The organism is Stenotrophomonas sp. STEN083, assembly GCF_056759195.1.
Window position 1 is genome coordinate 29,882 of sequence record NZ_JBRRCU010000037.1, and the last position, 12,136, is coordinate 42,017.

The 12,136-nt window shown below is 62.2% G+C and carries 10 protein-coding genes; 7 read left to right on the plus strand and 3 right to left on the minus strand.

The features are described from left to right. Window positions 1-50: 50 nt before the first annotated feature. On the minus strand, window positions 51-1,940 hold the full coding sequence (gene speA, locus ACVOK8_RS12175; RefSeq protein WP_481567030.1) for an arginine decarboxylase: 1,890 nt from the start codon (window positions 1,938-1,940) through the stop codon (window positions 51-53). A 251-nt stretch (window positions 1,941-2,191) separates the two neighbouring features. On the opposite strand from speA, the gene speE reads away from it, so the two are divergent. Both speE and ACVOK8_RS12185 read left to right on the plus strand, forming a co-directional pair. Further along, entirely contained in the window at window positions 2,192-3,049 is an 858-nt protein-coding gene (speE, locus tag ACVOK8_RS12180; RefSeq protein ID WP_481567031.1) for a polyamine aminopropyltransferase, read from the plus strand. Between the two features lie 269 nt (window positions 3,050-3,318). After that, a complete protein-coding gene (locus tag ACVOK8_RS12185) occupies window positions 3,319-3,975 on the plus strand; it encodes an RIO1 family regulatory kinase/ATPase domain-containing protein (RefSeq protein ID WP_481567032.1) in 657 nt (218 codons plus the stop codon). Between the two features lie 135 nt (window positions 3,976-4,110). Here ACVOK8_RS12185 and ACVOK8_RS12190 read toward each other — a convergent pair whose 3' ends face one another. Continuing rightward, a complete protein-coding gene (locus ACVOK8_RS12190) occupies window positions 4,111-4,449 on the minus strand; it encodes a P-II family nitrogen regulator (protein WP_057628415.1) in 339 nt (112 codons plus the stop codon). Between the two features lie 155 nt (window positions 4,450-4,604). Here ACVOK8_RS12190 and ubiK point away from each other — a divergent pair, with 155 nt between their 5' ends. From ubiK to ACVOK8_RS12205, 3 genes are all read left to right on the plus strand, one after another. Then, window positions 4,605-4,862: a ubiquinone biosynthesis accessory factor UbiK gene (gene ubiK / locus ACVOK8_RS12195; RefSeq protein WP_481536176.1), complete on the plus strand. Its 258-nt coding sequence runs from the start codon at window positions 4,605-4,607 to the stop codon at window positions 4,860-4,862. 10 nt (window positions 4,863-4,872) lie between these two features. After that, the gene (locus tag ACVOK8_RS12200) at window positions 4,873-6,387 is read left to right on the plus strand and encodes a YifB family Mg chelatase-like AAA ATPase (protein ID WP_481567033.1); all 1,515 of its coding nucleotides are present in this window, start codon (window positions 4,873-4,875) and stop codon (window positions 6,385-6,387) included. A gap of 210 nt (window positions 6,388-6,597) precedes the next feature. Continuing rightward, complete coding sequence (locus ACVOK8_RS12205) at window positions 6,598-8,124, plus strand: esterase/lipase family protein (protein ID WP_481567034.1); 1,527 nt, start codon at window positions 6,598-6,600, stop codon at window positions 8,122-8,124. Window positions 8,125-8,190: 66 nt separating this feature from the next. Here ACVOK8_RS12205 and ACVOK8_RS12210 read toward each other — a convergent pair whose 3' ends face one another. Further along, a complete protein-coding gene (locus ACVOK8_RS12210) occupies window positions 8,191-9,651 on the minus strand; it encodes an aminotransferase-like domain-containing protein (protein WP_481567035.1) in 1,461 nt (486 codons plus the stop codon). A gap of 170 nt (window positions 9,652-9,821) precedes the next feature. Between ACVOK8_RS12210 and ACVOK8_RS12215 the strand changes: the two genes are divergently transcribed. Together ACVOK8_RS12215 and ACVOK8_RS12220 are read left to right on the plus strand one after the other, a co-directional pair. Then, window positions 9,822-11,099: a hypothetical protein gene (locus tag ACVOK8_RS12215; RefSeq protein ID WP_481567036.1), complete on the plus strand. Its 1,278-nt coding sequence runs from the start codon at window positions 9,822-9,824 to the stop codon at window positions 11,097-11,099. A gap of 35 nt (window positions 11,100-11,134) precedes the next feature. After that, window positions 11,135-12,058, plus strand: coding sequence for a hydroxymethylglutaryl-CoA lyase (locus tag ACVOK8_RS12220; RefSeq protein WP_481567039.1), 924 nt, complete (start codon window positions 11,135-11,137; stop codon window positions 12,056-12,058). Window positions 12,059-12,136: the final 78 nt, after the last annotated feature.

The following is a 12,136-nucleotide window of genomic DNA, read 5'->3' on the forward strand; positions in this document are numbered from 1 at the left end:
GCCGCGCAGGAAACCTGCGCGGCGTTTCTTTTCTTGCAGGTGCTGATGGTTCAGCCCAGCGGTTCGTCCGACAGGTAAGTGTAACCGGTCAGGCCCGCTTCCAGCGCGGCATCCAGTTCTGCGGCACGTTCGGCCGACAGATCGGCGGCAGCCACGCGATCACGGTAGGAACGACGCAGGTCGTCCAGGCTGTAACCCACGTAGTCCAGCATCACGTCGGTGGTGTCACCGCGACGCTGCTGGGTGATCACGTAGCCGTCGTCTTCCACCACTACTTCCACCGCGTCTGTATCGCCGAACAGGTTGTGGATGTCGCCGAGGATTTCCTGGTAGGCACCGACCAGGAAGAAGCCGATGCGGTAGCTCTCGCCATGGCGCACAGCGTGCAGCGGCAGCGAGCTGTCGAGGCTTTCGTTCTCAACGTAGGTCTTGACCATGCCATCGGAATCGCAGGTCATGTCGGCGATCACGCCGCGACGCTCGGGACGCTCATTCAAGCGCTCGATCGGCACGATCGGGAACACCTGGTCGATTGCCCATGCATCCGGGATCGATTCGAACACGCTGAAGTTGACGAAGTACTTGTCGACCAACCGGTCGTTCAATTCGTCCAACGCCGGGCGATGGCTCTTTTCGTCATAGCTCAGGCGCGCACGCACGCCATTGGCAATGGCGTAGAACAGATCGTCGATGCGCGCACGCTGCGGCAGGTCGATCTGCCCCAGCGCATAGGCGCTCAGCCCTTCGGCATGGAAATGCTGGGCTTCCTGGAACAGCTCCACCGCCGGGCGCTGGTCGAGTTCCTCGTGGATCTCGCGCAGGTGGCGGATCGCCGCCGGCTCATCGTCATGCGCTTCCGGCACGCGGCCTTCGGCGGCCTGTTCCACTTCCGACACATTGGCGATCAGCACCGCGTGGTGCGCGGTCATTGCGCGGCCACACTCGGTGATGATGCGCGGCGGGGTCAGGCCATGCGCTTCGCAGGCCTCGGCCAGCGGCTGCACGATGTTGCTGGCGTAGGCATTGAGGCCGTAGTTGATCGAGCAATAGCTGCGCGAACGGGTGCCTTCGTAATCGATGCCCAGGCCGCCGCCGACATCGACGTGGCTGATCTTCGCGCCCAGCTGCGACAGCTCGACGAAGTAACGGGTGGCCTCGCGCATGCCGTTGGCGATGTCGCGCACATTGCTGATCTGGCTGCCCATGTGGAAATGCAGCAGGCTCAGGCAATCGGCGTATTCGGTGTCACGCAGGGCCTTCCACAGGTCCAGCAGCTGGCGCGGGGACAGGCCGAACTTGGCCTTGTCGCCGCCGCTGTTCTGCCACTTGCCGGCGCCCAGCGAGGCCAGACGCATGCGCACGCCGAGGCCCGGCATCACGTCCAGCGCCTTGGATTCCTCCAGCACCAGCTTCAGTTCGGACGGCTTCTCGATGACGATATAGGTCTGCAGGCCGAGCTTGCGGCCGATCAGGGCCAGGCGGATGTACTCGCGGTCCTTGTAGCCGTTGCAGACAATCAGCCCGCCCGGCCGGCTCAGCGCCAGCACCGCCATCAGCTCCGGCTTGGAGCCGGCTTCCAGGCCGAAGCCCTCGCCGTGGTGGCTGGCCAGGGTGCCGGCCACGCCACGGTGCTGGTTCACCTTGATCGGGTAGACCGCGGTATAGCCGCCTGCGTAGTCCCAGTCGGACTGGGCCTGGGCGAACGCCGCCTGCAGCTTGCCCAGGCGCTGGCCGAGGATGTCCGGGAAGCGCACCAGCAATGGCAGTTTGGCGCCGGCGGCACGCGCCGAATCGACAACCTGCGGCAACGACACCGCCGCGCCCTGGGCGCCTGCGGGACGGACCACGACGTGCCCGGCGGCATCGACGTCGAAATAACCATCAGACCAGTGCGGAATCGAATAGGTCTTGCGGGCCTGTTCGAGGGACCAATCGCTCATCGGCGTAGCAACTCTCAGCTGTGGATAAATAAGGACGCGCATTCTAACGCTAGCGGGGCAAGGGTCCGTTACAATCCGCGCCCGCGCCTTTCCCCCAGCCTGACTGACCAGCCTGACTGAATCGGGGTTCAGGACCAGATTACGGGTGAAACCCTGCTGTGGCAGGCTCACCGCTGCCCTCATCCGCCCCTTTGGGGCACCTTCTCCCGCCTGCGGGAGAAGGGAAAAGTCCATTGCACCCAGGAATCATCATGACCTCCAACGAAAACTGGTTCATCGAACACTTCCAGCCGACCGGTTCGGCTATTGGTTTCCGCATCACCGGCAAGCTGGACGAGGTGCAGTCGCCGTTCCAGAAGATCGAGATCTACGACAGCACCGACTGGGGCAAGTTGATGGTCATCGACGGCGCCATGATGCTGACCACCAAGGACAACTTCTTCTACCACGAGATGATCAGCCACCCGGTGCTGTTCACCCACCCGGCGCCCAAGCGCGTGGTCATCATCGGCGGCGGCGATTGCGGCACCCTGCGCGAGGTGCTCAAGCACCCGGGCGTGGAGAGCGCCACCCAGTGCGATATCGACGAGCAGGTCACCCGCATGGCCGAGAAGTACTTCCCGGAACTGTGCGAATCCAACGGTGACGCCCGCGCCGAGCTGCTGTTCGACGACGGCGTGGCCTACATGGCCAACTGCACCCCGGGCAGCGTCGACGTGGTGATCGTCGACTCCACCGACCCGGTTGGCCCGGCCGAAGGCCTGTTCAACAAGGCCTTCTTCGAAAGCTGCTTCCGCGCCCTGAAGGACGACGGCCTGCTGGTGCAGCAGAGCGAGTCGCCGCTGGCCCTGCTGGAGCTGATCAAGGACATGCGTTCGGAAATGGGCAAGGCTGGCTTCCAGTCGTTCAAGACCCTGCCGTTCCCGCAGCCGTGCTACCCGACCGGCTGGTGGTCGGTGACCGTGGCCAGCAAGCAGGCCGGTTTCGGCTTCGGCTTCCGCGAGGCCGATTCGGCCGCCAAGCCGTTCGACACCCTGTACTACACCGCCCCGCTGCACACCGGCGTGCTGGTCAGCCCGCCGTTCGTGGCCAAGGCCCTGGGCGAATAAGCCCGCTGCCAGCGCCGTGAATCGAACCCCGCGCCCGCAACGGCGCGGGGTTTTTCGTTCAGGGCCGGACGCCGCGCACACGCCCCTGTCGGTGACAACCGCGCGATCGCAACAATCATTTCCGTCACAGGATTCCTACATTTTTTTTACATTCAGCAATTCATGGACTGTGCAGTTTTATAATTGCCGCACATCCCCGCCCGCCCAGGGCACGTTAGACCGGCTTTGCAAGACGCTTTCCGCGCCATGCCCGCGTCAGGAAGGTTTTGATGAACACATTGCCCAATTTCGACGGCGAACACGCGGTTGTTCCCGCCCACCATCTGCTCAAGCGTGGCGAACGCCTGCTGGAGCCTGACGTCTACCGCACCGAACTGGACGGCCGCCCGGCGGTGGTCAAGGACTACCGCCGCTATCAAGGCACGCCGCTGTCGCCGGTGGCGCGCCTGCTGGTCCGTCGCGAAGCCAAGGTGCTCAAGCGCTTGCAGGGTTGGAAGCACGCTCCGGCGCTGCTGGGGACCCTCGGCGGTCTGGCGCTGGGCATGGAATTCATCCCCGGCGACACCCTGAGCGCCGGCGTGCAAGGCGTCACCCAGGAAGTCTTCGACCAGCTGCAGAACGCCTTGGCGCGCCTGCATGCGGCCGGCATCACCCATAACGACCTGCATGGCACCAATGTAGTGGTCAGCGCCGGCGTGCCGGTGCTGCTGGATTTCACCTCGGCGCTGCGCTCGCCACGTTGGTTCCGGAACTGGCCGATCTCGCGCCAGCTGCGCCGCAGTGACATGAAGAACCTGGTGAAGATGCGCCAGCGTCTAACTGGGCAGAAGCCTTCCGCCGAACAGGCCGCGGCGCTGGCTGAGCCGGGCTGGGTGCAAGCGGTGCGTAATGCGTGGAAGCGGCTTTATCGGTGGATCAAGGGCTAAAGCTGCCCCTCCCCTTGGCTGCGCCAAAGGGAGGGGCAGATCGCTTGGCCCCCTCCCTTGCGCCGAAGGCGGAGGGGAGGGCTGGGGAGGGGTGCTCTAAAGCTTTAGATCGTCAAAACCCCAAACCCACAAACCTCAAAGCGCATCCCCATCCAGCTCACCGGTGCGGATCCGCACCACGCTGCCCAGGTCATACACGAACACCTTGCCGTCGCCGATCTTGCCGGTGCCGGCCGCCTTGACGATGGCTTCCACCACCTCGTCAGCCTGCGCATCGGTCACCGCGACCTCGATCTTCACCTTCGGCAGAAAATCGACCACGTACTCGGCACCGCGGTACAGCTCGGTGTGGCCTTTCTGCCGACCAAAGCCCTTGACCTCGGTGACGGTGATACCGGCCACGCCACGTTCGGCCAGCGCCTCACGCACGTCGTCCAGCTTGAACGGCTTGACGATGGCCATGATCATCTTCATTGGTCGGCTCCTTGAGTTATGCCTGAAGCATACCGTGCAGGCTGACGTGCCACTAGCAAGGTTCCGGACTATCCTTACCATTGGCACTAACCGATACCGATGCCCGCAACCAACAGCCGCCGCCTAGGCTCGGCTCACCCCTGCGGAGAAACCCCATGATCGACCTCAACCACATCGACGAGCTGGCCCGCCGCCTGAGCAGCCTGGTGCCGCCGGGCCTGCGCGAATCGCGCGAAGAACTGCAGGCCACCTTCAAGACCGCGCTGCAGGCCGGGCTGAGCAAGCTGGACCTGGTCACCCGCGAAGAATTTGAAGTGCAGCGCGCCGTATTGCTGCGCACCCGTGAAAAGCTCGACGCGCTGGAACACGCTGTCGCTGCCTTGGAAAACCGCGCCTCCGACAAGAACGCCTGAGCGCCGGGCGGTGAGCCTGGCGCTGGTGCACAGCCGCGCCCGTGCGGGTGTGCATGCACCGCTGGTGCAGGTGGAAGTGCACCTGTCCGGCGGCCTGCCCTTCACCCAGATCGTCGGCCTGCCCGAGGCGGCAGTGCGCGAATCGCGCGACCGGGTGCGCGCCGCCATCCTGTGCGCGCAGTTCGACTATCCCGCACGACGCATCACCATCAATCTTGCGCCGGCCGATCTGCCCAAGGAGGGCGGGCGTTTTGATCTGCCCATCGCGCTCGGCATCCTCGCTGCCAGTGGCCAGATCGACCGCAATGCGCTGGCCGACTACGAGTTCATCGGCGAACTGGCATTGACCGGTGAATTGCGCGCGGTAGATGGCGCACTGCCTGCAGCAATCTCTGCCGCCAATGCCGGGCGCTGCCTGATCGTGCCACCGGGCAACGCGGGCGAAGCAGCGCTGGCCCAACATGCGCAGGTCAAGGTCGCACGCACGCTGCTGGAAGTCTGCGCCGCACTGAGCGGCAGCAAACAGCTGCCCGATGCGCATGTTCCGGCAACCGAACCCGCAGCACTCGCAGACCTGAGTGATGTGCGCGGTCAGCAACATGCGCGGCGTGCACTGGAAATTGCTGCGGCCGGCGGCCATCATCTTCTGCTTCTGGGCTCACCCGGCTGCGGCAAGACCCTGTTGGCCTCGCGCCTGCCCGGCATCCTGCCCGAGGCCAGCGAGGAAGAAGCACTGGAATCCGCTGCCATCGCCTCGATCAGCGGCCGCGGTGTTGATCCCAGTCGCTGGCGGCAACGCCCATATCGTGCCCCGCATCACACCGCCAGCGCAGTTGCCTTGGTTGGCGGCGGCTCGCATCCGCGCCCTGGAGAAATCTCCCTCGCGCACAACGGCGTTTTGTTTCTCGATGAACTGCCCGAGTGGAGCCGCCATGCCTTGGAAGTTCTGCGCGAGCCGCTGGAGTCCGGCACGGTCACCGTCTCGCGGGCAGCACGCAGTATGGAGTTCCCTGCGCGCTTCCAGTTGGTTGCCGCGATGAACCCCTGCCCCTGCGGATGGGCAGGTGATAGCAGCGGCCGTTGCCGTTGTTCGGCCGAAAACATCCGTCGCTATCGCGCACGCATCTCCGGGCCGCTGCTGGACCGCATCGATCTGCATCTGCAGGTGCCGCGGCTGGCGCCGAGTGAGTTGCGTGGCGATGCAAGCGCAGGCGAAAGCAGCGCCGTTGTGCGCGAGCGGGTGATGCAGGCACGGACACGCCAGTTGCATCGAGCGGGCAAGGCCAACGCGCATCTTGGCCAAGCGGAGACGCTGCGCGACTGTGTGCTGTCCACTGCTGATGGTGATCTGCTTGAGCAGGCGATGGAGCGCTTGCAGCTGTCCGCGCGATCGATGCACCGGATTCTGCGGGTAGCACGGACGATTGCCGATCTTGCTGCCGAAACTGTCATCCAACGGGCGCATCTGACCGAGGCGATTGGCTATCGGCAGCTGGATCGGGGTGGGGTTGGGGGTGAGGGGTAGGTTGCTGGAGGCGAGGTGCTGCAACGGCCGAAACTTACCCCTCCCCAACCCTCCCCTGCGCTTCGCGCAAGAGAGGGGGCAGAGCTTGACCCCCTCCCTTTGGCGCAGCCAAGGGGAGGGCTGGGGAGGGGTGAGCTTCTGAAATTCCACATTCAAGACAAATCCCAAAAATCCGTTCACCATCGCCAGCAGCCCCTGCAGAGACCGGCCATGGAACGTATCGAACGCCCCTACTTCCCGATCATTTACGTGCGCGGCTACGCGATGACCCGCGATGAGATCGTCGAAACCACCTCCACACCATTCATGGGCTTCGAGGCCGGCTCCACCAAGATGCGCCAGGCCCAGGACGGCAGCATCGTCAAGTTCGTCTTCGAGTCGCCGCTGGTGCGCTTGATGAAGGACTATAACTACCGCGACGTCTACGAGTTCGGGGCCGAGCGCCGCGATCGCATCTCACCGCGCTGCATCGTCATCCATCGCTACTACGACCCCGCCGATCCGGCCTTCGGCGATGGCAAGACACCGTCCATCCCCGATGCCGCCGCCGCGCTTGGCAAACGCATCGAACAACTGCGTGACAGCATCTGCGGCAACAACGCGGCCATGCGCAAGGAGTTCCGCGTCTATCTGGTCGCACACTCGATGGGCGGGCTGATCTGCCGCTGCCTGCTGCAGAACCCGGACGTGGCCAGCGCCGAGGTGCGGGCCATGGTCGACAAGGCCTTCACCTATGCCACGCCGCACAACGGCATCGAGGTCGGCGGCATCAACCTGCCAAATCTGCTGTCGGTCAACGACATGAACAATTTCAACCGCAGCAATATGGGCAAGTACCTGAAGGTGCCCAAGGACAAGGTCAACACCTTGGGCAACTCCGGCTTTCCGCCGGAGCGGTTGTTCTGCCTCATCGGTACCAACAGCCGTGACTATGCTGCTGCGCATGGGCTGTCGTCCTTTGCTGTCGGTGCTCTAAGCGATGGGCTGGTGCGTATCGCCAACGCCTACGTTGAGGGCTCGCCACGGGCCTTCGTCAACCGCAGCCATAGCGGCTACTTTGGCATCGTCAATTCCGAGGAGGGTTACCAGAACCTGGTGCGCTTCCTGTTCGGCGACACCTGCGCCACCGCCCAGCTCGACATCAGCGCACTACCCTTCCCGCCGGAGATAGAAGCTGCGCGCAAGCGCGGAAAGAAGATCGAATCCTCGTACTACATCGAGGCCACCGTTGCCCCGCGTGGCGCCTACACCTATGAACTGACCTCGCGCACGCAGGCCAACCAATGCGCCATCCGCCGCGAGTACGGCGATATCTTCGACGCGCAGGGCAACCTGCTCAAGGACAAGCGTTCGACCGTACTGTTCTCGGTATTCCTGGACAGCAGCAAGATCCTGGCCGGCAGCGAAATCGCCTTTTCCATCGATCTGGCGGTCAGCAACGCCGGCTACCAGGTAGATGGCGCCCTTTTCCTGAAGAACCATATCCCCGGCGAGTACCTGTTTCGCAACACACTGGTGGTATTCGCAAAACCCGACGACGCAGGCGGTTGGCGCCTGCGCTATGTCTGGAGTGACGACCAATGGGCGGGCGGCCCCAAGAATGAGGCCGAGCTGGATACCGCGCGCACCAAGGCCATCGGCATCAACCAGCAGGCACCGAACATCTTCGCGGTACCACTGCAGTCAGCCAAAGGCTTCAACGCCGAGTTGAAGCTTTCGCTTTCCGACTGGCGCTGAGCTTTCGCCATGCATGACCGTGCTGGGTGCTCCGCTCGCGGAAGCTCCCAGTTGGCCGTGCCATCTTCAAGCCAACGCCGCTACGTGGTCCATCTCCTCGCGGAGACTATCGATGAAGACGCTGTCATTCAAATAGGCGACGTTCAAGCGTGTCCACGGCGACACCTGCTCCGAGTCAATATTGAAGAAAGCACCCGGCGCCAACACAACGCCACGAGACAGCAAGCGGGCGGTCAGCCAGCGGGTATCGTCGATGCCATCGAAGCGTGCCCATAAATACAGGCTTTGTTCCGGCGTTGCATAGACGGTTGCATCCAGCCTATTCAGCACCTCCAGCCCTTCCGCTGTTGCCGCACGCACCCGGTCCTGCAAACGCCCGACATGGCGCAGGAAATTGCCTTCGCGCAGGATCGCCTCAAGTACACGCTCGCCATACTCGCTACTGCCGATATGCAATAACATCTTCAGATCGGCCAGCTCTTCGATGTGTGCGTTCTCGCCGGCAATGAAGCCACTGCGCAACGCCGCCGAGACCGACTTTGAGAAACTGCCCACATACAGCGTGTTCCTGAACTGCGACAACGAGGACAGGCGGAACGCCGAGTTCGGCTTGAAGTCGGCCATTGCGTCGTTCTCGACGATCAGCACATTGTGTGCGGCTGCCAACTCCAACAAGCGCTTGCCGACTTCCGGCGACATATCGGTGCCCGTTGGATTATGCGCCGTGGTCTGCATGAAAAAAACGCGCGCCTTGCTGGTCTTCAGCGCCGCCTCGAACTCAACCAGATCGGGGCCATCTACACGGCGTGTGATTGCAATCGAGCTTGCACCCTGCAACTGCAGTTTGCCGAACAGCGGATAATAGCCAGGCTGCTCCACCAGCACCGTGTCGCCCGGCGCGACATAGCGTCGGATGATCAGGTCCAACGCATGGTTGGCGCCAAATGTGGTTACCAACTGTCGCGGCCCCAACTCCATGCCATGCATCGCCATGCGTCGTATCAACTGTTGCCGCAACGGCAGGTAGCCATAGCGATTGCCGTAGCGGAACAGGCTGCCGATGCCGCTGCGTGCGACCTGCCGATGGAAGCGATCCAGTCGCATATAGGTCAACCAATCAACAGGCGGAAAGCCTTCGGCAAGGTGTGACCGCCCCGGCTCACGAATCGCCTGCTGGCGCATCATCCACAAGGTATCGATGACCCTGCTGTAACCCACAGGCTCTTCATCGACGTCCCGTTCCGGCGGCGCTTCAACGCCACGAACAAAAAAGCCCTTGCCATGCTGCGCCTCAACCAGCGCTCGCTCACCAAGCAAGTCAAACGCTGAGATAACCGTATTCTTCGAGTAGCCATTCAATCGTGCGTACTCGCGCAACGACGGCAGCTTGTCTCCAGGCTTCAGCACACCGGCCAGGATCTGACGACCGATGTCCATGGCAACTTTTTCCGCTAGTGAAATCTTCCGTGGTTCAGAGCGCATAAGAATCCATACAAATTTCTTCGGGCGCTCACTGTATCTACGCATCAACACACGCTGTAAAGAGCATAAATAAACATTTCGATATGAACTGATGGATACGATTCAACGCACCTACTGTTCAAAAGAACTGTACCTTTCGCCCGCTCCTTGCAGAGCACATTGTGTCAGTCGTTCTGCGCAATTCTCATGGCTTGTGAACTTGCGATGCAAAACACATGAACGCAACAAATGCACATTCGCTGCGCGATCCGCCATCCAATTCGATGACAGTCATACCGCACATGCCGCGCAACTCTGCACGTGCAGCCCCTCCTTTCGCAAAGCAAGATCCATCAACACCTATCCATATTGCAAGCACTGCATACAACCTTCATGCGCGCACCCGCCCACCGGTTTCCTTCGTGGACGGCTTGCTGATAAATGGCGTTCGTCTGCGTGTACCGATAGCAGCGGAGAAACTGCGGCAAAGCCGCGTTATTCAACAGATCGCCAGGCTTGGAAACGCGACCGGCGGCTTCCGTACGTTCGGAGCCGCCCCCTTGTTACGCGCACGCCTGCAGTTCAATGAAATCGCCGATGTGTGCAGTGCTCGCAAACATGTGTTGCTGCTTCGAAACCAGCTGATTGGGTTCGCCAATACCCTGACTACGACACAGACGGCCCGTGGTGGTAGCTGCAAGGACATCGACGCGCATGTTCAACAATCAGATGATGGATCCACACATCTGGAGGTCCATCTTCTGATCGAGGTTCCCGATCGCTCCGACGTCCTGGTGACCGACACGATGATCGCGAAAATGGCGCCACTGATCGAGCAGATTACCCATGGCAGGAGACGGCGCACTGCGATCAGCTGCATCGCCGAGCGTCAGCTTCTATGCGCGCAGCTGACACTGGACGCCGACAGCTTCTCGATCACTCCAACGCAGGCCGATGCACTTACCAGGCGCCTGGTGGATCTGCACAATTCCACTAGAGCTGATGTGGCAACTGTCAGCGCATGCAACAAGGACATCATTGATGCCGCCAACAGTGTCTATGCTGCCGTTGGTGCCACGGATCGCCGCGCGGTTCAGGCATCACGCCACTGCTTGCTACACAGCAGCCAAGGTGCGTCACTGGCTATCTGGCACCACGATCATCACGGACGTCTTTCCGGAAGAGTCGCCCTGCCGTTACAGATCGGCCAGACCGATCGTCCGGCAGCGATGCCAGCACACGCATCCACATGCTTCGCCGCTGAAGCAGCCAGAAAAGTGCATTCAGTTGAGCACGCGGCCGCCGCCGTAGCGCTGGCGCAGAGTCTTGCTGGCCTGCATGCGCATGCGACTGAAGCCATCATGCGAAGCAATCCAGCCCAGCATGCATATGATCTTGCCCTGCTGGCTGGTGCACGCGGCAGCGAGACCAAGCACGTGGTGGAAGCCATGCTGACAGCGCGGGCGCTTCGCTTTGATCATGCGATCACCTTGCTCGACGGCATGAGGGCGTAGCGGTGCGCGATAAGGATGAAACGCAACAGGACCACGTGCGCATCATCGACGTAGGCGCAGGCAGCAGCTTGCAGCGCCACGCCAGGGTGTTACCCACGATCGTCCGCATGAACTTGATCGAGTTGCTGGAATCAGCCGGTATCAAGGAAGTCGAACTTGGATGGTTCACCTCCTCACGGCGGATGCCGCAAATGGCCGATACCGCGGCCCTATGCGGCTTGCTCGGCCCGCCTCCGGTCAATCGCATTCGCTCGGCCTTGGTCCCCGGCATGAAGGAACTGGACATGGCGCTCGCTGCCGGCTGCCGCGACATCACCATCGCGTCGGCCGCATCGGATGCTTATTGCCGGGCCAGTTTCAATTGCAGCATCACCGAGAGCCTGCGCCGTGCTGATGAGATCACCGCGCGTGCTCTGACCCTCGGCATCCAAGTCCGTGCCACGCTGGCCACGGTCATCCAATGCCCGTTCAATGGAGCGGTGACGACTGCGGAGGTCACCCGCATCGTCCGCGCGTTCTACGATATGGGCTGCCGCGAGATCAGCCTATGCGATACCACCGGCAGCGGCACCCCGGCATCGGTTGGCGTGTTGTTGCGCGCTTGTGCCAGCGAAGTGCCCATGCACTGCTTGGCAACGCATTTCCATGACACCTTCGGCCTGGCCATCGCCAATGTCATAGAAGCACTGGAGCACGGAATACGCGCGTTCGACGGTGCCATCTCTGGGCTTGGCGGTGACAGCCACGCACCAGGTGCAGCAGGCAGTATTGCCACTGAAGATCTGGCCTATCTCTTCTCCGAGTTGGGGATCAACTGCAATGCCGATCTCGATGGCTTGCTACTGGCTGCCGACTACATCGACTGCGTACTTGAGCGCAAAACCGAGTCGCGCGTTGGTCGGGCACTGCGGTCGCGAAAAAGCCGGTGGAAGGACACGGCCAGAATCTGGATTGGATGAACCTGATCACTTGCTGCAGTGGTTCCCGGCGGTCACCGGGTACCACGGCTTGCGTGTCGCCGGGGGATACCGTGGCCG